Source organism: Embleya sp. NPDC008237 (assembly GCF_042956465.1).
GTDB lineage: Bacteria > Actinomycetota > Actinomycetes > Streptomycetales > Streptomycetaceae > Embleya.
Genome location: NZ_JBIBGL010000004.1, coordinates 174,914 through 199,333, shown reverse-complemented (window position 1 = coordinate 199,333; position 24,420 = coordinate 174,914). Strand labels below are relative to the sequence as shown.

General features: G+C 71.8%; 19 protein-coding genes. 10 read left to right on the top strand and 9 right to left on the bottom strand.

Translation table 11 applies throughout. The annotated features are described in order from the left end of the window. Nucleotides 1-156: 156 nt before the first annotated feature. From ACFZBU_RS11345 to ACFZBU_RS11335, 3 genes are all read left to right on the top strand, one after another. Nucleotides 157-1,476: an alpha/beta hydrolase gene (locus ACFZBU_RS11345; RefSeq protein ID WP_391583260.1), complete on the top strand. Its 1,320-nt coding sequence runs from the start codon at nt 157-159 to the stop codon at nt 1,474-1,476. A gap of 350 nt (nt 1,477-1,826) precedes the next feature. Then, nucleotides 1,827-2,135, top strand: coding sequence for a hypothetical protein (locus ACFZBU_RS11340; protein ID WP_391583259.1), 309 nt, complete (start codon nt 1,827-1,829; stop codon nt 2,133-2,135). Between the two features lie 181 nt (nt 2,136-2,316). Next, the gene (locus tag ACFZBU_RS11335; RefSeq protein ID WP_391583258.1) at nt 2,317-3,606 is read left to right on the top strand and encodes a serine hydrolase domain-containing protein; all 1,290 of its coding nucleotides are present in this window, start codon (nt 2,317-2,319) and stop codon (nt 3,604-3,606) included. A 31-nt stretch (nt 3,607-3,637) separates the two neighbouring features. On the opposite strand, the gene ACFZBU_RS11330 is transcribed toward ACFZBU_RS11335, so the two are convergent. The 3 genes from ACFZBU_RS11330 to ACFZBU_RS11320 all read right to left on the bottom strand — a co-directional run bounded on the left by ACFZBU_RS11330 (nt 3,638) and on the right by ACFZBU_RS11320 (nt 5,834). Beyond that, nucleotides 3,638-4,204: a hypothetical protein gene (locus ACFZBU_RS11330; RefSeq protein WP_391583257.1), complete on the bottom strand. Its 567-nt coding sequence runs from the start codon at nt 4,202-4,204 to the stop codon at nt 3,638-3,640. 152 nt (nt 4,205-4,356) lie between these two features. After that, the gene (locus ACFZBU_RS11325; protein WP_391583256.1) at nt 4,357-4,674 is read right to left on the bottom strand and encodes a hypothetical protein; all 318 of its coding nucleotides are present in this window, start codon (nt 4,672-4,674) and stop codon (nt 4,357-4,359) included. 92 nt (nt 4,675-4,766) lie between these two features. Then, a complete protein-coding gene (locus ACFZBU_RS11320; protein ID WP_391583255.1) occupies nt 4,767-5,834 on the bottom strand; it encodes a hypothetical protein in 1,068 nt (355 codons plus the stop codon). Between the two features lie 536 nt (nt 5,835-6,370). Between ACFZBU_RS11320 and ACFZBU_RS11315 the strand changes: the two genes are divergently transcribed. Next, complete coding sequence (locus ACFZBU_RS11315; protein ID WP_391583254.1) at nt 6,371-8,050, top strand: flavin monoamine oxidase family protein; 1,680 nt, start codon at nt 6,371-6,373, stop codon at nt 8,048-8,050. 220 nt (nt 8,051-8,270) lie between these two features. Further along, nucleotides 8,271-9,527: an arsenic transporter gene (locus ACFZBU_RS11310; RefSeq protein WP_391583253.1), complete on the top strand. Its 1,257-nt coding sequence runs from the start codon at nt 8,271-8,273 to the stop codon at nt 9,525-9,527. Nucleotides 9,528-9,703: 176 nt separating this feature from the next. On the opposite strand, the gene ACFZBU_RS11305 is transcribed toward ACFZBU_RS11310, so the two are convergent. After that, nucleotides 9,704-10,693, bottom strand: coding sequence for a helix-turn-helix transcriptional regulator (locus ACFZBU_RS11305; protein ID WP_391583252.1), 990 nt, complete (start codon nt 10,691-10,693; stop codon nt 9,704-9,706). Nucleotides 10,694-10,786: 93 nt separating this feature from the next. Here ACFZBU_RS11305 and ACFZBU_RS11300 point away from each other — a divergent pair, with 93 nt between their 5' ends. From ACFZBU_RS11300 to ACFZBU_RS11285, 4 genes are all read left to right on the top strand, one after another. After that, entirely contained in the window at nt 10,787-11,185 is a 399-nt protein-coding gene (locus ACFZBU_RS11300; protein WP_391583251.1) for a VOC family protein, read from the top strand. 342 nt (nt 11,186-11,527) lie between these two features. After that, entirely contained in the window at nt 11,528-11,971 is a 444-nt protein-coding gene (locus ACFZBU_RS11295; RefSeq protein ID WP_391583250.1) for a hypothetical protein, read from the top strand. A gap of 1 nt (nt 11,972) precedes the next feature. Continuing rightward, a complete protein-coding gene (locus ACFZBU_RS11290) occupies nt 11,973-12,977 on the top strand; it encodes a tyrosinase family protein (RefSeq protein ID WP_391583249.1) in 1,005 nt (334 codons plus the stop codon). A gap of 477 nt (nt 12,978-13,454) precedes the next feature. After that, nucleotides 13,455-14,213 (top strand): LPXTG cell wall anchor domain-containing protein, encoded by a 759-nt coding sequence (locus ACFZBU_RS11285; RefSeq protein ID WP_391583248.1) that lies wholly within the window; start codon nt 13,455-13,457, stop codon nt 14,211-14,213. Between the two features lie 107 nt (nt 14,214-14,320). Here ACFZBU_RS11285 and ACFZBU_RS11280 read toward each other — a convergent pair whose 3' ends face one another. The 5 genes from ACFZBU_RS11280 to ACFZBU_RS11260 all read right to left on the bottom strand — a co-directional run bounded on the left by ACFZBU_RS11280 (nt 14,321) and on the right by ACFZBU_RS11260 (nt 21,362). Continuing rightward, the gene (locus tag ACFZBU_RS11280; protein WP_391583247.1) at nt 14,321-15,262 is read right to left on the bottom strand and encodes an NAD(P)H-binding protein; all 942 of its coding nucleotides are present in this window, start codon (nt 15,260-15,262) and stop codon (nt 14,321-14,323) included. A 242-nt stretch (nt 15,263-15,504) separates the two neighbouring features. Continuing rightward, the gene (locus tag ACFZBU_RS11275; protein WP_391583246.1) at nt 15,505-18,048 is read right to left on the bottom strand and encodes a S8 family serine peptidase; all 2,544 of its coding nucleotides are present in this window, start codon (nt 18,046-18,048) and stop codon (nt 15,505-15,507) included. Between the two features lie 49 nt (nt 18,049-18,097). After that, a complete protein-coding gene (locus ACFZBU_RS11270) occupies nt 18,098-19,399 on the bottom strand; it encodes a hypothetical protein (RefSeq protein WP_391583245.1) in 1,302 nt (433 codons plus the stop codon). Further along, nucleotides 19,392-20,600, bottom strand: a complete 1,209-nt coding sequence (locus tag ACFZBU_RS11265; protein ID WP_391583244.1) for a hypothetical protein — start codon at nt 20,598-20,600, stop codon at nt 19,392-19,394. The genes ACFZBU_RS11270 and ACFZBU_RS11265 overlap by 8 nt, the downstream gene beginning before the upstream one ends. A gap of 444 nt (nt 20,601-21,044) precedes the next feature. Continuing rightward, nucleotides 21,045-21,362 (bottom strand): chaplin, encoded by a 318-nt coding sequence (locus ACFZBU_RS11260; protein WP_391583243.1) that lies wholly within the window; start codon nt 21,360-21,362, stop codon nt 21,045-21,047. Between the two features lie 267 nt (nt 21,363-21,629). On the opposite strand from ACFZBU_RS11260, the gene ACFZBU_RS11255 reads away from it, so the two are divergent. Further along, a complete protein-coding gene (locus tag ACFZBU_RS11255; protein WP_391583242.1) occupies nt 21,630-24,326 on the top strand; it encodes a GNAT family N-acetyltransferase in 2,697 nt (898 codons plus the stop codon). The last annotated feature ends 94 nt before the right edge of the window (nt 24,327-24,420 follow it).

The following is a 24,420-nucleotide window of genomic DNA, read 5'->3' as shown; positions in this document are numbered from 1 at the left end:
GGGCGAACGAGCCCGGCCTCGGCGCCCGTGTCCGCCGTGAGAGCTGCCCACGGGGTGTTCGACGTTCGGTGCAACCCTTCGTTTCCCCGCTCCGTATGTCTTTGAGATCACCGGGGTTGTCGAGATCGCCGGTGCACGGGAGACATGGAGGCATGCATGAGGATTCGGGACTTCCGGCGGGCATCGATCGGGAGTGGTTGGGCCCGAACGTGCCTGGCCGCAGCGGGCGTTGCCGCGCTGCTCGTGGTGCCGGCGCCCGCCGATGCGGCGGAGGCGTCGGGTGGGGTGCCGGCCGGTTCGCACCGGGTCGCGTCGGTGCAGTACAACCTCGGCGACCGGGTGTTCGTGCCGCCGCCGGTCGAGGCCGGCCAGTACGAGGGGGCGAACGAGCTGGCCGGGGTGGTGCATTACCCGACCGACCTGGCGCGCGGCCGCTTCCCGCTGGTGATGATCCAGCACGGCCTGTGGGACACCTGCGCCGATCGCCCGGCCTCCGTTGCCTTCGCGGCGGCGATCAAGGCCCGGGATGCCGCCGTTGCCGCCGGTGACACCGTAGAGGCCGAACGGCAGCAGAAGCTGGCCGACGTCGCCGGCGACAGGCTGCGTGGCTGGCCGTGTGCGCCCGGGGTCGAGCAGATCTCCAGCAAGAACGGATACGACTACCTCGCACGGGACTTGGCCGCGCAAGGCTTCGTGGTGGTGTCGATCGGTGCCAACGGCATCAACGCGACGTCGTTCGGACAGGCCCCGACGGTGTACCACGCGCGAGCCGCCCTGCTCAATCGGCATCTGGCCATGTGGCAGCAGCTGTCCGCGACCGGTGGCGGCGAACTCGCGCACCGCTTCACCGATCCGCGCGACGGTCGGCCCAGCCGGGTCGACTTCCGCGGCCGGGTGGACCTGACCAACGTCGGTACGGTGGGCCACTCGATGGGCGGCGGCGGGGCCATGCAGCAGGCCGCCGACCTCCGCCGGGGCGACTGGCCGGCGGGTGTGACGGTGAAGGGCGTGTTCGCCCTGGCGCCGACCGCCAACTGGGACGAGGAGCCGGTCACCCGCACCCCGTTCGCGGTGATGTGGGGCACCTGCGACGCGGTGAGGGGCGGCGGGTACTTCGAATGGAACAGCGGGCGCAACACCGTCCCGATCCACAAGTTCACCGTGAGCGGCGCCAACCACGCCTTCTTCAACACCCAGTGGTCGCCGAGCAGCGGCCAGGTCAGCGCGGAAGACGACGCGACACCCGGCAGCAAGCCCGGTACCTGCCTGTCCCAGGACGGCCGCAATCTCGACCAGGTCCGGCTGACCGAGCCCACCCAACGCAACCTCACGTCCGCGTACGCCTCGGCGTTCTTCCGTCGCTACCTCCGCGGTGAGACCACCTTCGACCCGATCCTGGCCGGCACGCGACGCCCGCCGGGGGTGCCGGCCGACGTGGTCGATGCCCAGGTGCGTCGGCCGGTCGCGGCCGGCTGAGCACACGGGACGGCGGCCCGACCGGGAACGGCCCGGCAGGCCCCGGCCGCTTCCGGTCCCGGCTGCGGGATGTCGGTGGCGGTCGGGGCGGTCGGGCACCCGATAAGCGATTCCGCCGCGCGCTCGGCCCGGTCTACAGTCGATGGCGGTTCGCCACGGGACCCCGGGCGGCGCGCCGTCGGCCGTCCGGGCCGGCGGAACCGTGGTTGCCGCGGTGCGTGCGCGGGGAAACCCCCGACCGGCCGCCGTGGACCGAGAACGAAGGAAGGAGGGCGTCGCCGTGAAATGGCGAATCCGGCCGCCCGCCCGGAAGGTCCGGGAGCCCGGGCGGCGGTTCCGAAAGGAACGAGATGTCCCGCACGGACAGGACGAAGCCGCTGTGGGTGCGCCACGCGGAACACCACCCCCGGCCGGTCCACGACCACCGCTACGGCGCCTGTGACCTGCCGCCCCACCCCACGGGGGAGAACTCGGACACCCGCTGCCGATGGGAAGACCCCGGCATGCTGCTGTCCGGCCGCACGTGCTGTTCGGGGTGCACCGTACGCGCCTGCGTCAAGGAACGGCAGCAGATGGCCAGGGCGGCCAACCGCAAGGAACGCTACGCGGGCCGGCGCGAGGCCCGCCGAGGCGGGACCGACGCGGCCTTGAACCGGTAACCGCCGACGTCGGATGTCGTGGTCCGGCTTCGACCCCTCGTCCGGGGGATTCGTACGGGGTTCTCTCCCCCCGGGCGGGGAACGGAAGTTGGCTCCGGCGTGGGACGACGCTCGGTGCGCGGACTCCTAGCGTTGCGGAGACGACGCGGGACGTCCGCGTCCGGACTTCGGGGGAAACGCCATGGCACGGATCTCACGTGTGCGTCGACGTCGGTTCGCGTTCCTGGCCGGGGCTTCGGCCGCGGCGCTGGTGCTGGCGGGCTGCTCGGGTGGCAAGGACGACGACGGGCCGCCCGCGGCATCCGCGAGTGCGAGCAGGCCGGCCGGAACGGCCGCAGCCGGGGTGGGCGCAACGCCGACGGGGCCGGTCACCGTCACGGCCGGCGCACCGATGTCCGCACGGGCGGCCGCCGTCGCCGCGTACCTGGACGAACACTGGCCGTCCGGCGCGGGAGGGGCGATCACCACCGCGCGAGACGGCGAACTCGTCGGCTGCCAGGGCCGCGGCCGGGCGAACCGGGAATCGGGCGTCGACGCCGGCTGTGACACCGTCTTCGACATCGGTTCGATCACCAAGTCCTTCACCGCCGCGGCGATCCTGAAGTTGGAGACGACCGGTGTGCTGCGGGTGACGGATCCGATCGGCACCCACCTGGGACCGGTGCCCGACGACAAGCGCGGCATCACCGTGCACCACCTGCTCACCCACACCTCGGGCCTGCCCGAGGGCCTCGGCGACGACTACGAACCGCTGAGCCGCGACGACATGCTCGCCCGCGCGCTCGCGGCGCCGTTGGAGTCGGCGCCGGGCGGCACCTTCGCGTACTCCAACGTCGGCTACTCGCTGTTGGCCGCCATCGTCGAGAAGGCATCCGGGACGACCTACTCCGAGTTCCTCACCCGGAACCTGTTCGCCCCGGCCGGGATGACCCGCACCGGCTACCGCTTGGCCGACACGCGCCGCGACGACGTGGCCGTCGAGTACGACTCCGCCGGTCGTGGGCACGGCACTCCGCCGGACCACCCCTGGGCACCGGACGGCCCGTACTGGAACCTGCGCGGCAACGGCGGCCTGCTCTCCACCGCGCGCGACATGTACCGCTGGTACCGCGCACTCGACGGCGAATCGATCCTGCCCGCCGCCGCCAAGGCGAAGATGTTCACTCCGCATGTGCCCGAAAGCCCCGACGGGGAACAGTTCTACGGCTACGGCTGGAGCATCCTGCCCGGCACGCCCGGCACGCCCGGCACGCCCGGCACGCCCGGCACGCCCGGCACGCCCGGCACGCCCGGCACGATCGTCACGCACGACGGCGGGAACGACTGGTCCTACGCCCGCTTCCTGATCCGCCCGGCCGACCGCGTCATGGTCTTCTGGGTCACCAACAGCGTTGTGCGGGAAGGTGATTGGAATCTCGAAGAACAAGACCGGGAACTCACCCTCGCGCTCGTCGCGGCGACCGCGACCTGACGGGGCCGCGGGCGCCCGGGCGTCGCCGTCGTCAGCCCCGCGCCGGCGCGGCAGGCCGGCAGCGGCGCACGTGGTAGCCGCGAATCTGCACGAACATCAACGGACCCCACAACACGAACAGGCCGCTGACCACCGTCGCGAGCCCCTCCCACCACCCGTTGGTGAAGTCGACGTTCGACGCGCCCGCGACACCGAACGTGGTGACCACCCAGTCGACCAGCAGCGCGGTGAAGACGAGCGCGCCGAGCGAAGCGGGCACGATCACCGCGAACGGCGGGATTCGCCTACCGCCCAGCACCGGAACCCGGTCGGGCACCACCTCGCCCCATCCGCGGACCAGGCCGAAGTACAGCAGCGCGACCCCCTCGGTGAGCACGCTGAGCCCGAAGACGTAGGGGATGGTGAGCCACAGCGACCACTGCGAGCCCGGCTCGTCCATCCCCATCCGGTAGCCGAAGGCGATCGGCAGACGCCACAGGCACACGGGCAGCGCAAGCAGCGGGATCAGGTGCGCGAGGTTCTCCGCCCAGCCCGGCACGGGTCGCGCGGTGCCCGGGGAAGTCGCCTGCGGGCCGGGGTTGTTGATCGTGTGGTTCATGCGGCCCAGACTCGCGGATCCGGACGGGACGAGTCGTCGGTCCGTGGACGGTGACGACTACGCCGACAAGCCGACCCGTGATCAACCCGAAGGAGGACCCGGCGCCGCGCCCGCGAGCGCCGCGCCGGCCTCCCTACCGGAAGTGCTGCCGTTCAGGTGGCCGAGACGATCAGCTCGCGCAGTGCGCTGTCGAGGCGTTCCGCATGCAGGAGGAGGCGGTGGGCCGGGGTGGGGCGGTCCTCGGCGAGGACCGGCTCGTCGGCGAGCCGCGACAGTGCGGCCGTGGTGGGAGTGCTCGGAGGCCGTGCGGTGGGGAAGTGGCGCCCGGGGTCCGGGTGGAGTGCACGATGCGATGCGGTGTGTTCGATGCGGAGGAGGACATCGGTCAGGCGGGTCCGATCCGTGGGCCCGGTGCTGTCGGCCGCGCACTCGGCCGGCGTGGTCAGGCATCCGGCGTGGTGGACACACACCTGGACCGCCGCGAACAGCGGTGCTGCGCAGGCCCGTTGGGATCGGTGGGGGTTGAGCGGGTGGAGCAGCGGCCGTGCCGTGTGGCCGATCGCTACCGTCGGCCGCGGGAACGACGACCCCGGGTTCGGTCTTCGGTCGGCGCTCGGCCGGCGGTGCCGGCGGTTCCGGTGCGGCCGCCGTCGGCTCGGTCGGCGAGGCGGTCGGCGTGCGCGGCGGCCTTCCGGGCGTGGCGGCGGGCGTCGGCCAGGCCGCGTTCGGCTTCCTCGGCCCGGTCGCGGGCGCGTTGTTCGTCCTCGGCGGCGGCGTGTTCGGCCTGTTCCGCCTCCGCGACCTCGCGGCGCAGCTCCGCGAGGTGCTCGTGGGCCTGCTGCTTTCGCGTCCGCGCGTCGTGGGAGTGGGAGCGGGTCTGTTCGAGAGCCGCTTCCGCGGCGGCGACGGCCGCTGCGGCTTCCTCGGCGCCCCGACGGGCCGCGGCGGCCCGGTCGCGGGCTTCACGACGAGCCCGCGCCTGCTCCGCGTCGGTTGATTCGGCCGGTTGGGCCGGTTGGGTCGGTTGGGCCGGCGTCGGTTTCGGAGCCGAACCGGCCCGCCGCCGTGTGCCGGAGCCGGATTCGGCGGCGGGGGCCGCCGTGCCGGTCGCGGCGGAAGGGAACGCGGGTGGGCTGAGGGGGTGGGCGAGCCGACCGGACGCCCATGTCGCAGCGGCCTCCGGGTCGGCGAAGGCGGCCTGGAGAGTGCTGCGGACCTCCTGCATGGCCTGCTCGCTCAGCGGCTGCCCGGTCTTCCCCGCCAGCGCGGCGGCCTGCCGGGCAAGGTCCGTCGTCAGCGTGCGATGCCGAGCGGACAGCGCCCGCAACCGTGTCCCGTCGAGGTCCCGGTGCGCCCGGCGCAGTTCCTCGCCGAGCCCGAGCAGGTCGCGTACGTCGTCCGGCCGAGCGCGTACCAGCGCGTTGCTCGCCCAGGCGGCGAGGGTGGGGCGGCGCAGGGCCTTGATCCGGGTGGCGAGGCTGCGGTCCCCGTCTCGGCGGGCCCGGGCGGCCCGGGTGTCGCGTGCGGCGGTGAACTCGGACGGCGGCAGCGTATACAGCGCGTCGGCGATCTCGTCGAAGCCCTCCGCGTCGGCGCGGTCATCGGAGCCGGACCCGGCGCGGCGTGCCATCGTCGCCACCTCCTCCCCGCCGACCGGGCACCAGCCGGCCGCGCGCAGGACACCGCTGCCCGAAATCGTCCACCATCACGCGTCGACGCCGCGTCCCCCAGCCGATCGACCGGTACCTCACCGGGCCGCTCCAGCCGGGTCCCGCCACGGAGTCGGACGAACTCACCGACAGCGAACGCGAGGACGTCGCCGCGGCCGCACAGGGCCGGTCCGACGACCGGATCGCCGGCCGCACGACGATCGACCCGCCGACAGCAAGCGCCGACATCGACCACCCGACGATCCGGTCCCGCTTCCCGGCCCCCCGAGGCAACGGACACAGTGTCGCTCCCTCGGCCGATGTCCTGACTCATTGTCGGTTGTGGGAGGTCTCGATTCGGCGGGAAGCTGACGGCCCGTCGGATCCCTCCCCACCCCAGGCCCCGGGCACCGCGTACTCCTTCCGGCTCTGCGTACTTCCCGGGGCTTCGTCGTGTGCATATCCCTTCCCCCTCTCCTCCCGGCACGGAATCGACCGCTTTCCAAGGAGCGCCACAATGAGCCGTACCCCTGCCATGGCCGCGCTGCAGCGCACGGCCGCCGACCACCGAGCCGCCGCGGTCCTGCGTATGCCGGTCGGGGAGTACCGGGACATCCGTGACGAGGCCACCGCCGACCCCACCGGGCCGAGCCGGCGTACGTTGATCAAGCGCGCCGGAGTCGTGGGCATCGGCCTGGGCCTGGCCGGCGCCGGGTTGTCCCGGTCGGCGTTCGCCGCCGAGACCGCGCCGAGACCTCCGGTGAACCCGGGCCGGGTGGTCATCGTCGGCGCGGGCATCGCCGGGCTGACGGCGGCGCTGACCCTGGCCGACGCCGGGGTGAAGTCCACCGTGTACGAGGCGAATCCCACCCGGGTGGGCGGCCGGATGTACTCGCAGAAGACCTACTGGGGCGGCGGCCAGACCTCGGAGATCGGTGGCGAGCTGATCGACACCGGGCACAAGAAGATGCTCGAACTGTGCCGCCGATTCGGGCTGGCCACCGTGGACTTCGCCGGCTCCGGGCCGAACGGCGCCACCGAGACCCTGTGGTTCGACAACGCCTACTATCCGCGTGCGCAGGCCGACGAGGACTTCAAGGCGATGTACCAGGCCGTCCGCCGGGACTACCAGGAATGCGGCGACGTCACGTGGAATCGGACCACCGCCACCGGCACCGCGATCTCGAACATGAACCTGCGGGACTGGATCGACTCCCGGACCCCGGGCGGCTCCTCGTCCACGCTCGGCCAATTCCTCGACGTGGCCTACAACGTCGAGTACGGCGCGGAGACCGTCGACCAGTCCGCCTACGCCGCCGTCTGCATGCTCGGCTGGCAGTCCAACCCGGGGCACTTCAACATCTGGGGCGGCTCCAACGAGCGCTACCACGTGGTCGGCGGCAACGACCAGGTCCCGCTCGCCATCGCGGCGGCGCTGCCGTCCGGCACGGTGCGGATGGGACACAGGCTGGTCGCCGTGCGGGCGAACAGCGACGGCACCCAGACCCTCACCTTCGACACCGACGGCACGACGACGACGGTGACGGCCGACCATACGATCCTGGCCGTGCCGCTGCCGATCCTGAAAGGCCTGGACCTGACCCGGGCCGGCTTCGACCCGATGATGACGAACCTGCTCCGCGACTCCCGCATGGGCCACGTCTCCAAACTCAACATGCAGTTCACCAAGCGCACCTGGCTGGGCGTCGGCGGCAACGGCCTCGGACCCTGGCCGGGCGTGGCGGCCGGGGACTCCTTCACCGACCTGCCGTTCCAGCAGACCTGGGACACCACCAAGGGCCAGCCGGGCACCAAGGGCGTGCTGATCCAGTACGGCGGCGGCACCAAGGCCTCCGGTCTCACCCCGGCCGGCCCGTTCAATACCGCCGAGCAGGACGCCTACGTCGCGAACCTGGCGCGCACCTACCTGGGGCAGATCGACAACCTCTTCCCCGGCACGAAGGCCCAGTGGACCGGTAGGGCCCAGCTGTCGTCGTGGACCAACAACCCGTACTCGTGGGGCGCCTACTCGTACTGGCCGGTCGGCTACCTGCACCGCTACGCCGGTTACGAGGGGACCCGGCAGGGCAACGTGCACATCTCCGGCGAGCACACGTCCTACGACTTCCAGGGCTTCATGGAAGGCGGCGCGACCGAGGGCGAGCGCGCCGCGCGGGAGGTTCTGGGCTCGGCCTGACCCGGACGGCCGAAGCCGGGCGCGGCCGATCGGCCGCGCCCGGCTTCGAGCGAACGCGCCCGACGCCGACCGCCCGGTGTGCGACCGCCACGACCGCCGCGCCCCTCGCAGCTGTACGCGTCGACTTCGATAGGGTCGTCGGCGAAGGTCGACATCGCGGGGGCGCGGGTGGGCCGTCCGTCTCGACGAACCGTCGTGCGGTCGTCCGATGGGGTGGGTTTTGAGCACGTCGTTCGCGGAGGTCGGTTCGATCGGCCTGCTGGTGACGGTGCTGGTCTGTGCGGTCGTCCGTCCGCGCGGATGGCCGGAGGCGGTCGTCGCGCTCCCGGCGGCCGGCCTGGTCCTCGTCGCGGGGGCGATCTCGCCGGATCACGCCCACGAGGAAGCGCTGCGGCTGGGCCCGGTGATCGGCTTCCTGGCGGGTGTACTGGTCCTGGCCCGACTGTGCGACGACGAGGGTCTGTTCCTCGCCTGCGGGGCATGGATGGCCCGGACCGCCGCGGGGCGGCCGCGACGGCTGCTGGTGCGCACCTTCGCCCTGGCGTCCGTGACCACCGCGGTGCTGAGCCTGGACGCCACCGTCGTGCTTCTCACTCCGGTCGTCTTCGCCACCACCACCCGCCTGGGTATACGGCCGAAACCACACGTGTACGCCTGCGCGCACCTGTCGAACACGGCGTCGCTGCTCCTGCCCGTGTCCAACCTGACCAATCTGCTGGCGTTCACGGCCTGCGGCCTGAGTTTCACCCGCTTCGCCGCGGTGATGACCCTGCCCTGGCTCGTGGCCATCGGTATCGAGTACGCCGTCTTCCGCCGATTCTTCGCCGCCGACCTGGACGCCCGCGCCCAAGCCCGGCCCGTCCGCGCGCCCTCGAAGATGCCGGTGTTCGCCGTGGCCACCGTCGCCTCGACTCTGATCGGGTTCGTCGTCGCCTCCGCGGTCGGAATCGACCCCGCCTGGGCGGCGATGACCGGGGCACTCGTGCTCGCCGCCCACGCACTCGCCCGACGGCGCACCACCGTCCGCGTCATCGTCCGCTCCGCCTCGCTGCCCTTCCTCGCCTTCGTCCTGGCGCTGGCGATCGTGGTCCGCGCCGTGGTCGACAACGGCCTCGCCGCCGGTCTGGGCCACCTCATACCCCACGGCACGAGCCTGCCCGCCCTGCTCGGCGTGGCCGCACTGGCGGCGGTTCTGGCGAACCTCATCAACAATTTGCCCGCCATCCTCGTTCTGCTGCCACTCACCGCGCCCACGGGGCCGGGTGCCGTGCTCGCCGTCCTCCTCGGCGTGAACATCGGCCCCAACCTCACCTATGTCGGATCGCTGGCCACGCTGCTGTGGCGACGCGTGCTCCACGCGCACGACACCGACGTGGACATCGGCGAATTCACCCGACTGGGCCTGCTCACCACGCCCGCCGCCCTGCTCCCGGCGGTGTCGGCGCTGTGGATCTCGCTACAGGTCATCGGCGGCTGACCACACCCACGCCCATCGCCGATCGGCTCGGGCCGCACGCCCGTGTCGCAACGCGGCAACGGCTTGCCGACACCCGCGCGGACCGATGATCTCCGGCGGGCGTCGGACGCGCGGTCGCCCCCAAGTTCCGCCGGACACGGCCTGGTTGGCCGTCTCGTGACCTTGGTTCCTCGCCGTCAGGCTCGGCGGGCACAGGACGCGAGGCGATCGGCGAGCGCGATGACGAGGTCGCGCAGTTCATCGGGCCGCTCGATGACGAACGGCCGGTCGAGTGAGGCGAGTGCCGGGGGCAACCAGTCGAGCCGCTCCGCCCGTAGTTCGACGCGCAGCCAGCGCTCGGTCGCCCGGTCCTCGCCCGCCGTGGGCGCGTGCTCCTCCAGGCTCGCGACGCCCGCGGGAAGGTGGGCGCGGATCTGTTCCACGGTCCCGTGGATCCGCAAGGTCACCTCATGCCGGTACTCGGCCGTGGCGAACCCCGACAACACGCGCTGTGCCGGGTCGGGACCCACGGGCACCTCGAATGAGCCGGGCAGGGTCCTGGCGTCCGCGATGCGATCGAGCCGGAAGGTTCGGGCCTCGCCGATGTCGGGGTCCGTGCCCGTGGCGTACCACCGGCCCGAATGGGCGACGATCCCGTACGCGTGCAGCGTGCGTTCGCTGCGCCGGCCGTCGCGGTCGGTGTAAACGATCGAGACCGGTCGGCGGTGGCGTACCGCATCGGCGATGGTGAGCAGGACTCCGGCGTCCGGGGTGGCGAACTCACCGGGCCGATCCGTGAAGGCGAGAGATTCCAGGAGTGTGTCGAGCCGGCGGGCGAGGTGCTTGGGCAGCACCCGCCGGATCTTGGCCGATACCGTCTCGCTCGCCGTGCGCTCCGCCGTCATCAATCCTGCTCGGCGACCGGCGACCAAGCCGAGCAGCACGGCCAGCGCCTCGTCATCGCTGAGCATGAGCGGAGGCAAACGGTAGCCGGGGGCGAGGCGGTACCCGCCGTAGCGGCCGCGCACCGACTGCACCGGCACGTCCAGGTCGATCAGATGATCCACATACCGCCGCACGGTGCGCCCATCAACGCCGAGCCGGTCGGCGAGTTCGGCCGCCGTCCGGGTGCCGCCCGACTGCAGCAACTCCAGGAGTGTCAGCACGCGGCCGGTGGGTCGAGGCATGTGCACAGCCTACTGCGAATACAGGACCGATTCTGTCCACTATTTCTCCTAGCCTGTGACGTGCAGCGACCCCATCAGCCAAGGAGATCACCCATGGACTTCGTCTCGATCCGCATCATCACCGGCGACGTCGCGCGCCTCGTCGAGTTCTACGAGCGAGTCACGGGAGTGCGGGCGGTGTGGGCCACCGAGGACTTCGCCGAACTCGAGACCCCCAACGCCACCCTCGCGATCGCCGGCACCCGCACCGTCCCGCTGTTCGCCCCCGGCTCTGCCCGCCCGGCGGACAACCACAGCGTGATCACCGAGTTCCGCGTCGATGACGTGGACCGCGTTCACCGGAACCTGACCGGCTTCGTCACCGACTTCGTCAACGAGCCCACCACGATGCCCTGGGGCAACCGGTCGCTGCTGTTCCGCGACCCCGACGGCAACCTCGTCAACTTCTTCACCCCCGTAACCCCGGCGGCCATCGCGAAGTTCACCCGTTGACGCCGGGCACAGGCCGACGCCGTGCCCTTCTCGCCGTTGCCAACCTCCGTGGGCGGTACGCCCAATGCGGCCGGTGCGACAGGAGTTGCAGCGCATGCCGGGGGAGCGTCTCCTGGATGTATAGCCAGACGCTCCGGATCGAGCGACCCACGGTCACGAGAAGCCGCGGGATTTCGGCTCTGCGGGATTTCGGCCCGGAGCCGTGGGACCGTGCGTTGTCGGCTCTGCCGGGAGACCCCGATGCGGGGCGGTTGTTGCGGTCGATGTCCACGGATTCCGCCGGGTCGGTGAGCCATGAGGTTGCTCCGCCGGAGGCAACTCCGCGCTTCGGGAGAGAATCTCATGGACGACCAGGACATGGCCGCGGCCGCCGAGCCGGCCGCTCTCGCACGATATATCGCGGATCTGCCCGTGCCCGAGCTGATGCACGGCTCCATGGACAGCGTTCGCGAGGAGGAATTCGACGGTCACCGGATAGTCGTGAAGACCACGTACGAGATCACCGTGGACGATCGGTCGGTTGCCGCCCATCTGATGGTGTCGAACAACGGGGAGGTGCACTGTCATGCCCTGCCCGCGTATCAGTTCCTCTCCGCCGTGGACACCGTGAAGGCGCTCATCCAGTACTTCCCGGACGAATTCCCGCCCGCCGGGGGAGGTCATGGCGACCCGGCCACCGGACCCGGCGGGCACGCGGGACACGGGGGACACGAAGGCGAAGGTCACGGCGGCCACGACGGCCACGAGGGCCATGCGCACGGGTCGAATCACCCGGGAGGTGGCTGAAATGGCGATCGTACGCAAGAACGTCATCACCAGCCTCGCCGACCGGGACGCGTACATCCGCGGCATCAACCTCCTCAAGCAGGAGCCGACGACACTGCGGACGAGCGCCTTCGGGATTCCCGGCCCCGACACACCGATCCACACGTACGACCTGTTCGTGATCTGGCATCACCGGGCCATGACCACTCCGGTGCCGCCGACCGGGAACTGGATGGTCCGCAACGGGGCCCACCGCGGACCGGTCTTCCTGCCGTGGCACCGCGTCATGTTGGCCTATCTGGAGGCCAACATCCAGCGGGTCGTCAACGACTCCGGCTTCGCCCTCCCGTACTGGGACTGGTCCCTGGACGGGTCGCTGCCCGATCCGGCGGGCCGGCTGATCTGGACGAAGGAATGGATGGGCGGCGGGGGCAATCCGATCTCCACGGGGCCGTTCGTCTTCGATCCCGCCGACCCGAACAGTTTCCGGGTCCGCATCGAAACCGACAGCTCGCTACAGCTCGTTCAGGCGAACCGGGGCCTGCGCCGGGGCCTGGGGGCGCTTCCTCCGCTGGGATCGGCGTCGTCGTCCACGCTTCCGAACGTCGGTGACGTGGGTGCCGCCTTCAACACGGTGCCGCTCTTCGGTGGCGATCCCAGCCTCGCCACATACGACTTCGCCCCGTGGGACGCGTCGTCGAGCGGATTCCGCAACCGGCTGGAAGGCTTCATCGGGACCGGGCTGCACAACCAGGTGCACCGCTGGGTGGGCGGCGACATGGGCCCGGCGTCGTCCCCGAACGATCCGATCTTCTACCTCCACCACTGCAACGTGGACCGGATCTGGGAAGGTTGGATGCAGCACAACGGCCGGAACTACCTTCCGCCCATGACGGCCTCGGCCGACCTGCTGGGCCACCGGATCGACGACCCGATCGTGACCCCGCTCGGCCCGGGCGCACCGGGCGGAACACCGAGGCTGAGCCTCGACTTCACCTCCAAGTACGTCTACGACCTCATTCCGTGAGTACGGCTACGACCTCGTCCCGTGCGGCGGTGGGCGTCGTCGCTCAAAGGTGCGGCGGTCAGGGGTGTCGAGGGAGGCGGGCCGCGCCGTCCGCCGGCCGGAAACATTCGGTCGATGTGGTGGGTTCGGCACGATCGAGCTGCGCGAAAAAGCCGAAGTAGGGCATATGGACTCGAAATCGGACCGGAGCGCGCATCGCGGCGTCGGGCGGGAGTGAAAAATACCGTGTTGTAGGAAATCGTTATATGCCGGCAAGGCGGATGAAGCGGATATGTACTGCGATTCGGACAATTTTGTCTTGACGCGGAACTCTCCGTGATGGGAATCTCGGCTGCCCTCATCGAGGGTCTTTTCGGTCCCGGGGGGACGAAGCGGTCTTTCGGGCGGGCGCGTCGAGGGGTCTCGGCTGTGATTCTCGTGCCGGGCGACACGAAGGATCCCTGGGCTGCAACTCACTTCTGCCCAAGAGGTATCACCATGTCTTCGCCTTCCAAGGCCGTACGGTGGGCCACCGCGTTCGCCGTGCCGCTCGTTCTGGCCGCCGGCGCGGCGCCGGCCTTCGCCACCGGCGATACGTACACCGTGAACGTGCACCAGAAACTTCCCCTGACCGCCACCGGCAACGGGGTGGAGCGGGGCGAGTGCCCGACGATCCCCACCGACAAGGACGGCTGGCACTTCGTTCTCCCCACGAACGGAACGGTCTTCGTCAAGCTGACCGTGACGTTCGAGCCGGGCGGCCTGCAGGTGATCACCAACTTCGGTCCCCCCACCGGCAAGCACGCGTACGTGGCATCGCCGGCCGGAGCCACGCTGACTTCCGCGGTCGCCGAGGTCAAGGGCGGCAAGGTGGACTGGTTCAACCTGTCGCACGCCTGCCCGGCCAAGCCGCCGACCACTCAGCCGCCGACGACCCAGCCGCCGACCACCAAGCCCCCGACGACCACCGCGCCGCCGACCACCGCGGCTCCCTCGACCAGCAAGCCGCCGACCGACGGCACGAAGACCCCCGCGCCCGTCACCTCGTCGGCCGGTACCGGGACGCCTTCGTCGTCCGCGTCGCCGAGCGCCTCGGACACGGTCGTCCCGACCCCCTCGAAGCCCGCGTCGACCGGTGGCGGCAAGTCGCTCGCGCAGACCGGCTCGGTCGCGGTGGGCGGGCTCCTCGCCGTCGCCGCGGTCCTGGTCGGTGGCGGCATCCTGCTGCGCCGGCGTCGGGGCAACCACGCCGCCTGACGGTCCGAATCGGGCCCGGCCGGGTACGGCGGGTCCTGCTGATCGACGGGCGCTGTTGATGGATTGGTCCCGCCGAGCCGACATCGGCCGGCGGGACCACGACCGGGTCACCGCCCGGACGCGTGCTCCCCCGCGGCGGCCGACTCACCGGTGGCGTCGTCCGTGGCATCCGCGGCGTCGAGGATCCGGTGTCGGAGGTGGTCGTGGGCCCATGCGGTGAGGGTGGTCGGCGTGGTGGTGTGGATGGTGCGGCGTTGTTCGGGGACGAAGTCCTCCCGCAGACCGGTCGACATTCCGAGTACGGCCTCGACCAATCCGTCCGTCATCCCGGCCTGGCGGAGGCGGGCGCGCATGGCGTCGTCGTCGATGCGTCGCACGTCGATCCGCCGACCGGTGGCGGCGGTCAGGATCTCGGCGACTTGTCGCCAGGTGAGGTCGGCGGGTCCGTGCACCGCTTGCACGCAGCGTCCGGACCAGGCGAGTGAGAGCAGGCGGGTCGCGGCCACCTCGGCGATGTCGCGAGGTGCGACCCAGGCCATGGGCTGGTCGAGCGGAAGGATCACCTCCAGGACACCGGCTCGCAGAGCGTCGAGTTGGAGTTCCAGGTTGGTGAAGAAGTAGCCGCAGCGAAGGTGCACGACGTCGACGCCGGTGTCGTCCAACGCGGTTTCGGTGTGCGCGAGTCCGTCGATCTCGCCGGCGCCGTGCCTCTTCTCGGCGCCGACGCTGCTTTGGAAGACGACCCGGCCGATCCCGTTCTCGGTGACGGCGCGGACCACGCTCTCGGTGGCGCGGGCATAGTCGGCGAGCGGATCCTCGCTGCCGGTGGTCGGATCCACCCAGAACAGCGCATCGACACCGGCCGTGGCGGCCACCACCGCGTCGGCGTCGTATTGGTCGACCCGCACCGCGTCCACCTCCTCCCGGATGTCGCAAGCCAGCCGGTCGGGCGCGCGCAGCAGAAGGCGCGGCCGGATCCCGGCACGGATCAGCGTGGCGACGACATGGCGGCCGACGTTGCCGGTCGGGGTGGTGACGGCGATCCGCATGGTTTCCGCACCTTGCGACACGAGGCCTCCGGTCGAGACGGTCCGACACCCGGCCGTGGTCGGCAAGGCCGGGATCGGGATGGGACTGCCCGACGTTCGGGTGGCGAAACACCCGGGAGCGGTCCGGCTCCCGAGCCGCCGGCGGAGTGCGGCGACCCGCTCGGGCGGTGCGCGGCCGCCCGAGCGACCGTATCCGAGCGCCGGGCCGCACGGGTCCCACCGCCGATCGAGGCACTCCGTCCTCAGGGCGTCGTCAGCCCCGCCTCGTCGATCGGACCGGCGACGCACAGCGCGTAACCCTGGGCAGGGAAGGGCGTGTTCTGCGCGAACACCTTGATCGTGTAGGTGCCGGGCGGCGGGTTGCCGATGCGGACGGACTCGACCGTGTTGGCGCGGTCGAGCGGGAGGCCGGTGAGTCGCAGCACGGCGCTGCGGTCGAAGCCGGGGACCTTGTTGTAGGTGTGCTCCTGATTGCCCACGAGCATGGTGCCGTCGGGTGTGGTCACCGCGAGGTCGAGGTTGTTCTGCACGGCGCTGCCCGGCCGGTCGGTCCAGGCCAGGACCACGCGCAGGTCGTCGGGGTGCGGGCCGGCCGGCACGGTGAGGCGGTAGGCGCGACTGCCGCGCCGGGTGCCCTCCGGGTCGGCGAACGCTTCGAGCGCGTCGGGATCGGCGTCGGGCAGGTCGGCCCACACGAGCCGGCGATCCGCCGGCGCGTCGGGGGTGGGCAGGACGATGCTCAGGTCCAACCGCCCGAAGCCCTGGTCGAAGTCGGGGTAGCCGAGATACTGCGCGCTGTTCGGCGTGCGCAGCGAAGGCAGGCGGCGGGTCGCGGCGATCAGGACGGCTTTCATGAGCGCGGCGGAGGGCGATGCGAGCAGGTGCACCTCGCGCAGGTACTGCCGGACCACGGCGGCGGCGCCGGCGACGACGGGAGCGGCCATGCTGGTGCCGCCGATGTACACGTAGCGCCCGTCGTGGTCGGGGTTTTCGCGCCAGGGCAGCCGCGGGTCCATCTGTGCGCTGCTGCTGCGGGCCGAGAGCACGAAGGTGCCCGGGGCCAGCAGATGCGGCACCACGCTGCCGTAGTCGCTGGGGCCTCGACTGCTGATCGCGGCAGGCAGGTCGGGGTTGCCGCACACGTGTTCGCCGCCGGCCGGCGGCAACGGGAACTGGGGCTGACGGAAACGATCCCAGGTCAGCTCCGCGAGGCCGTCGTTGTCGCGGTCGGTGTCGCACGCGCCGACGGTGAGCACGTTCTTGGCGGTGGCGGGGGTGCCACAGGTGTTGAACTCGTGGGTTCCCCTGGGGGCGACGCCGCTGTTGCCGGCCGCGACGATCACGAGCACGTCGGGATGCTCGGCGACGAACTTGTCCACGGCGAGCGAGTATTGGTCGTAGCTGCCGGACAGCGGGTTGCCCCAGCTGAGGTTGATGATGTGCGCTCCCGCGTCGACGGCACGGGCGAGCAGCGGGCCCAGGCTGGGGCCCACGTGGAGGCGGTTGTCCTCGTCGAAGACGCGGAAGACGGCCAGCCGGGCACCAGGGGCGACACCGGTGATTCGGCCACCGCTCGCCGCGCCGGAGCCGACGATGATGCCGGCCACGTGGGTGCCGTGGCCGCAGAGGTCGAACGCGTCGCCGCCGACCAGGGATTCGCTCACGGCGACGCGGTCGACGAGGTCGGGGTGGGTGCCGTCGACGCCGCTGTCGAACACGCCGACGATCTCGCCCGCCCCGGTCCAGGGCACCGGAGCCGCCGGCCCGTCGCCGTCGGCTCGGGGTCCGATGCGGTCCACGCCGACGAGCCGGCGGGCATGGTCGGCATAGAGCAGAGGCGGCCGATAGGGGGCGACCCGACGGGTTTCCTCCCGGGCGGCAACGACGGCGAGCAGGTCGCGCCGCCGGTCCCCGGTCAGGTCGGTGCGAAAGCGCAGCATGACATCGACGGCGGCGAGCACCTCGACGCCGGGCGTGGCGTCGAGGGCGGGGCGGAGCGTGGCGAGGTCGAGGGGGTCGTGCACGAGCACGTCGAAGGTGTCGAGGTACGGGTCCGGTACGGCGGCGCCCTCGTCGCCGGCCAGTTGTGGACCGGCGGCCCGCCGGGCGTCCAGGGCGAGCGCGTCGCCGAGCGCGTACGTGACCGTGTCGGCGAGGTCCCAGGGGCGCACCGCGATCACCCACGACAGGTCGGCGACCCGGTCGCGTTGCTCGCGGGTGAGACGGAGCCGGTAGGTGCCGGGCGGTTGGAACTCGACGATGCGGGCCCCGATCTCGGCGAAGGCGGCACGGCGGTCCCGGTCCAGCGGACCGGGTATGCGCACCAGGTAGGTGTTGTACTGCGGCTCGCCCGACGGCGCGGGAAGAGGCACCGCGGTCTCCGGGTCGGCGGCGGCCTGTTCGCCCGCGCCCATCGCACGTTCGGTGAGGTCGGCCACGAACTCCGGGTCGGGCGCGACTCGGTCGGTGGTGCCGGCCGCGCCGGCGCCGCGCGGCGGCAACATGCTCTGCGGGCCGGCGCTGCCGGGTACCGCGTCGGTTGCGGTGCCTTCGCTCCGGGCCGCGTGTTCGGCGGTGAGATCGGCGCGGACGTCGACGATGCAGCCGGCCGCGCGAAGTCGGCCGATCCGCTCCGCGGAGGTCTCGGCGAGCACGACCCCCCGATAGCGGTGCGTGCGCTCCCCGAGGATCGCCTCGATGCGCTCGGCCTCACGGTCGCCGTCGAAGTAGACGGCGATGCGGTACCGCGGGTCGACTGCCCCCTCGGGGTCGGTTGTCCCGGCCATCGTGGTCTCGCTTTCGGAGGGCGCCGGCGCCGGTGGGACTTCTACGGCGTCAGTCCTCCCGGTCGTCGGTGTGGGCCCAGACCTCGGCGACGGGCGCGGCCCGTTCGGTGATGCCGTCGAGCAGCCGCAGTTGGGTGCGCTTCTCCGCCGCCACCGGCGTCGATCCGTCGGCGAGCAGGGTGGGGCCGCCCCCGGGGAGCGGCGTGAGCACGTCGGCGTAGGGGCACGGGCCGATGTCCAGCAGCGGGCAGAAGGAGCACGAGCCGCGGGGACGCGTCAGATGCCCGATACGTTCGTCCTGACCCAGCCGGCCGGAGCGGGCCTCGTGCAGGAGTTGTTCGACGAGCAGCGGCCGGGCCCGCGCGTAGTCGTCGGGATGCCCGGTGGGATGCGGGGCGAACAACACCCGGGCGTCGAGCTCCTCGCCGTCGTCGAGAGTGCCGTAGGCGAGCCGGATCTCGCTCGCCATCAGCTGCGCCATGGGGGTCTCCGGGGCGGGTATCGGTGCCAGGCGGTCGCCGAGTTCGCCGGTGAAGGCGTTGGCGGTGCTCTGCCCGAGCACCAGGATCACGGCCGGCAGCGACTGGAACATCTGCCGCAGCAGATGGCGGCGGGTACGGAAACACTCGCCGACGATCCCGACCCGCTGCTCGTCGGTCATCGGCGGCAGGGCGGGGTTCTGCGGGTCGGGTCGGGTGGTCCACTTGGCCGACGCGCAGGCGACCATGTTGCCGTACGACAGGTCCTCGCCGACGGTGAGCGTGCCCCGGTCCAGGCCCAGTTCCGCGCCGAGGGCGTCCAGCAGCTCCTGGTAGACGAGATACATGCGCTGCGGCTGCTCGCGGACCGCGATCTCCCGGCGGCCGTGGGCGTTCTCGGGAACGGTGAGCGGGATCCCGGCCAGGGGATCGTCGTCGGGTCCGCCGCCGAAGGCGCGATACGCGTCGTCGGGCAACTCGGGCTTGAACACCCCTCGGTGGCGGAAGTAGTGCGCGTATTGGCGCACGGAGTCGAAGTCGGGAGTGAGCGAGCCGTGGCTGTCCGGCCACCAGCCCGGGAGGTTGGGATTGATGCCGACGGCGAGGATCGGGGCCTTGCGGCAACCGGACAACGGCTCCGGCAGCGGGGTCATGCGGCCGGTGTAGTGCGAGGGCCGCACGATCGAGGCGTCCGGCGGCGGCTCGTCGGCATCGTAGTCGTAGGCGTGGTAGGTACCCCACGAGCGGAAGTAGGCGCACGGATGGGCTCCGGGGCCGGCGAACTGCGAGGTGCGCAACGCATTGCACGGCATCAGCTCGAACAGCAGCTCGACCTCGATCGGGAGCCGGGTGACGGCCGGCGGGTCAGGCATCGTCGATGCCCGCCTCGGAGAGCCCCGCGAGCAGGCCCCATGTGGTGAGCGCACCGCAGACGCTGGTCCAGTAGCCGTACGCCTCGTAGTAGGACACCGCCCACATGGTCTGCGGATTGAGGCGGAATTCGCGGGTGGGGAGTTCGCCGTTGATCTGCGGATCGGACATGTTGCGGACGACCACCCAGTCGGGCACGTGATCCGAGCCCGCGTCGGTGAGACCGGCGCAGGCCAGGCCGAGCGCGGCGTCGCCCATCTCGACCGCCGCACCCTCGTTTTCCAGGCCGTTGGTGGACGTGCCGTACTCGAAGTAGTCGGTGGTCAGGATCGGGTGGAATTCGGGCATGTCCCGCGCGTCCTGCTCGATGCGGACCGTAGGGATGTTGTCGGGGGGCCGCACCAGCGGCCCGGCGAAGGGGAAACGGGTGGAGGGCGGGCCCAGCGGCGGTTCGGTGAGCCGGGCGGCGAAGCCGCGCATGAGCCGTTGCGCGTCCTCGATCCGGCCGAGCGGGAAGGCGCGGTCGCACCGGAACGTGCGGCCGTTGAACGCCTCGTTGCGAAACTCCTTTTGACAGCGGAACTTCGCCGCGCGCGTGACCACCACGTCGCCCAGGGGGAAGTCGCCGAAGACGCTGCCCGAGGTGCCGATGGTGGCGATCACGCGCGGCCGGACCTCCTCGATGATCTGCTCGAAGAAGTCCCGGACGGGCAGGGTGGCGGTGCCTTCGCCGGTCTTGCGACCGTCCTGGTTGAGGTGGAGTTCGGACTTCACGCACAGCACGTTCAGATTGCCGAGCCTGACCGGGAAGTACGAGCCCAGGCGTGGTGGGCGGGCGGCGAGCGAGGGGGCTCCGCCCCTGATCAGCGGCCGGTAGTGCTCCTCGAAGCGGCGGGTGTACCGATACCAGCGCAGCCGACCGAAGCCCTGGGTGAACACGTCGGCGAGGGCGTCCTGTTCGGCGACGGTCCAGGTGATCACGACGACGTCGGCGCGAGGCAGCGCGGCGTCGGGGGACGGATCGACGTCGAAGGGCTGGGGCACGGGGGCGAGCCCATCGGGGAAGACGATCCCGAGGTCGGCGGCCAGGACGGGGCCTTCCGGCGCGGCGGCCAGGTCGGGCGAGAGTTCGAGGTCTGCCGGGGTGATCCCGGCGGACAGCAGGGCGCGGGCGATTTCGACTCGCTCGTCGAGGGTGTCCATGGTGCTGCCTTTCGCATCGTCCCGGCCGGTTCGGCGTGGTGTGTCGTTCCTCGTCGGCGGCGGGCGCCTCGGTCGGGGCCGGGAGTTGCCGGCCCACCCGGTAGGCGTTCGCGAGTCGGGTCGGGGTGGGTTTCGAGGCGCCGGCGATGGGCTTGAACGCGCGCTCGACGGCATGGGGCGCGATGTCCGTCCACGGCACGCCGACGGCCGCACGTCCATGAATCCAGTGCAGCACGAATCGACCGCTTTGCATCTCTTGCTCCGATGCGGCGGTCCTGTCGGCAGGATCGGTGACGGTGTGTGGGCGGGCGACCACGAATGGTGTGCATGTCGGGGTCGCTCGTCGTAGTGGGGCCGGACATGCCGCGACCCCCGCGGGATGCAGCGCGGGGGTCGCGGTGTGCCGGACGTGGAGGAACGTCCGAGATGGGTGTCGGCGGGGGATCAGCCGTGGTGGCCGCCGGAGTCCCCGCCCTTGTGGCCCTCGTGGCCCTCGTGGTGCTCGTCGTGGTCGTCGTCGCCGTCGATGTTCAGGCAGGTGTTGCCGAACGTCGGGTTGAGGGCGGCGATGATGTCGACGGTGTTGCCGCACAGGTTGATCGGGATGTGCACCGGGATCTGGATGTTGTTGCCGGAGAGCACGCCGGGGGAGTCGACGGCGGCACCGTCGGCGTCGGCCTGGGCGCTGGCGGCTCCGGCGCCGGCCATCACCAGAGCGGCGGTGCCGGCCGCCATGATCGTGGCCTTCTTGTACGTGTTCACTGCACTCTCCGTTTTTCGCCCGTCCGCGCCGCGAGTGCGACGCACAAGACCTCCAACGACGCCACCCCCGCGAGGCAACTGGACGGTGCACTCATTCACCCGAACGCGCGCCGGCTGCGGCCGGCGCGGTCGCCTCCGCTGTCGGATGGGGGCGGGCAGGGTCGTTCGGCCCGGGCGGGGGGACCGGTCGGCCCTGCCCCGGGTCGGGGATCGGCGCGAGGGTGAGGGGGAGCGGCGCGTACGCGCCTCGGCCGAAGGGACGGGTCCATGAACGAGTTCGGCACTCCGCACGAGGTCTGGGCGTTGGCCGCGGACGGCGAGACGGTTCTGCTGCGGCCGCCGGGACCCGAGGACCGGGATGGGGTACTGGCGATGCACCACACGATGTCGCCGGAAAGTCTGTACCTGCGGTTCTTCGGCGCTTCGCAGACGTCGGTGCGGGAAACCGCCGATCGGGTGACCACACCCGACCGGGCCGGGTGCGGTGCGCTGATCGCGCTCACCCACGACGGGGGCGAGGTGGTCGGGGTCGTCGAGTACAACGGGGACCCCGACTCGGGCGAGGCCGAACTCGCTCTGGCGGTGGCCGACGCCTGGCACGGCAGGGGGATCGGCACGCTGCTGATCGAGCACGTGGTCACGATGGCCCGCGCGGACAAGGTGCACACGCTGGTCGCGGACACGTTGCCGTGGAATCGGCCGATGTTGCGGGTCCTGGAGGACATGGGGTTGCCGGTGCGCAACCGCCTCGTGGCGGGGGTGATGAACTGCGTGATCCCGCTGGACGGCGACATTCCCTCGACCGAGCGATACCTGACCGCCCTGGCGCGGCGGGAGGCCCTCGCGGACGTGGCCAGTCTGGTGCCGCTGTTCGCACCGCGATCGGTCGCGGTGGCGGGCGCGGGCCGTCGGGCGGACTCCGTCGGCCGGGCCCTGCTGCGGAACCTGAAGGCGGCGCACTTCACCGGGACCCTGGCGGTGTTGCACCCCACCGCGACCGAGGTGGACGGGGTGCCCGCGTTCCCGACGCCGGACCTGCTTCCCGAGGTGCCGGACCTGGTGGTGGTGGCCGTGCCGGCGGACCGGGTTCCCGATCTGGTCGAGGACTGCGGACGCGCCGGCGTGCGCGCCCTGGTCGTGATCACCTCGGGCGCAACGCCGGAGCAGGCCGCGCGGGTGCACGACTCGGTCCGCCGGCACGGCATGCGGATGGTCGGCCCGAATTGTCTGGGCATCGCGCAGACCGATCCCGCCACCGCGCTGAACGCGACCTTCGGCTGGGTCGTGCCCGCTGCCGGCAGCGCCGGGGTGGCGGTGCAGTCCGGCGGAGTGGGGATCGCGTTGACGGAGCAGCTGAACCGGCTGGGGATCGGGGTGTCGACCTTCGCGTCGCTCGGTGACAAGTACGACGTCAGCGGCAACGACATGCTCCAGTGGTGGCAGGCCGACACCCGGACCACGATGGCGATCCTGCACCTGGAGTCCTTCGGCAATCCGCGCAAGTTCTCCCGGATCGCGCGCGCCGTGGGCCGCACCAAGCCGGTGCTGACCGTGGACGCGGGGCGTTCCGCGGCCGGCCGTCGCGCCGCCGGGTCGCACACGGCCGCCGCGGTGACCCCGACCGTGGCGCGTGGGGCGTTGTTCCGCCAGGCGGGAGTGACCGCCGTGCAGACCCTCGGGGACCTGGTGGCGGTGGCCGCCTTGCTGCACTCCCAGCCATTGCCCGACGGCGCCTCGGTGGCGGTGATCGGCAACGCGGGCGGCGCCGGGGTACTGGCCGCGGACGCCTGCGTGGACGCGGGCCTGGCCGTGCCGCGCTTCGGCCCCGATGTCGAGGCCGAGCTCGGCGCGCTCCTGCCCGCCGGCGCCGCGTGCGCCAACCCGGTGGACACCACCGCCACCGTGGACGGCGAGACGCTGCGCCGGTGCGTGGACCGGGTGTTGGCGGCGGGCCACGTGGACGCCGTCGTCCTGGCCCTGGCCCCGACCGCGCTCGGCGATCCGCTCGGCGACATCCTGGAGGGTCCCGCCGTCCGTGCGCGGCCCGTGCTGGTGATCGCCCCCGAACGCGCCGCCGCCGTGGACCTGTTGCCCGCCGTGGGCGGCACGGTGCCGGTGTACGGGGACGCACGCACGGCCGCCGTGGCGCTCGCGCACGCCTACGAACGGGCGATGTGGTCGACCCGGCCCCGCGGCACGGTGCCGGCGCTGAACGACGTCGATCGCGGCGCGGCCCGCTCGCTCGCCGCCGAGTTCCTGCTGCGCGAGCCCGACGGTGGCTGGCTGCCGCCTCGCGAGTGCGCGCGCATGCTGGGCACGTACGGCATCCGGGTGAGTCCGTGGCGGCAGGCCTTCGACGCCGAGGAGGCGGTGGCGATGGCGCGTGAACTGGCTCCGTCGGGCGTCGACGGCGTGGTCGTGCTCAAGGCGTACGGACCGCACATCGTGCACAAGAGCGACGTGGGCGGGGTCCGGTTGCGGCTGGTCGGCGACGACGCGGTGCGCGCCGCGTTCACCGATCTCGCCCACCGGATCGGGGCCCTGATGGAGAGCGTGGTCGTGCAGCCCATGGCCGCGCCGGGTGTCGAACTGATCGCCGGGGTGACCCAGGACGAAGTGCTGGGCCCACTGGTGGTGTTCGGACTCGGCGGAGTGACCACCGACGTACTCGCCGACCACGGTACGCGGCTGACCCCGCTGACCGACCTGGATGCCCACTCGTTGTTGGCCGATTCACGCGGGGCACCGCTGCTGTACGGCCACCGGGGCGCGCCGGCCACCGACACCGCCGGGGTCGAGGACATCCTGCACCGACTGTCCAGGCTCGCGGACGACGTGCCCCAGCTCGTGGAAGCCGACCTGAATCCGCTGGTCGCCCGTCCCGACGGCGTCACCGTCGTCGACGCCCGTATCCGCCTGGCCCCGCGCCACGGACGGGACCCGTACCTGCGGCGACTGCGCTGAACCCGGAACCCGGAAGCCCGGGCCGGTCGGGACACCGGTGCAGCGGTCCCGGACACCATGCAGGACGCCGAGCGGGGCGTGGATCGTCACGGTC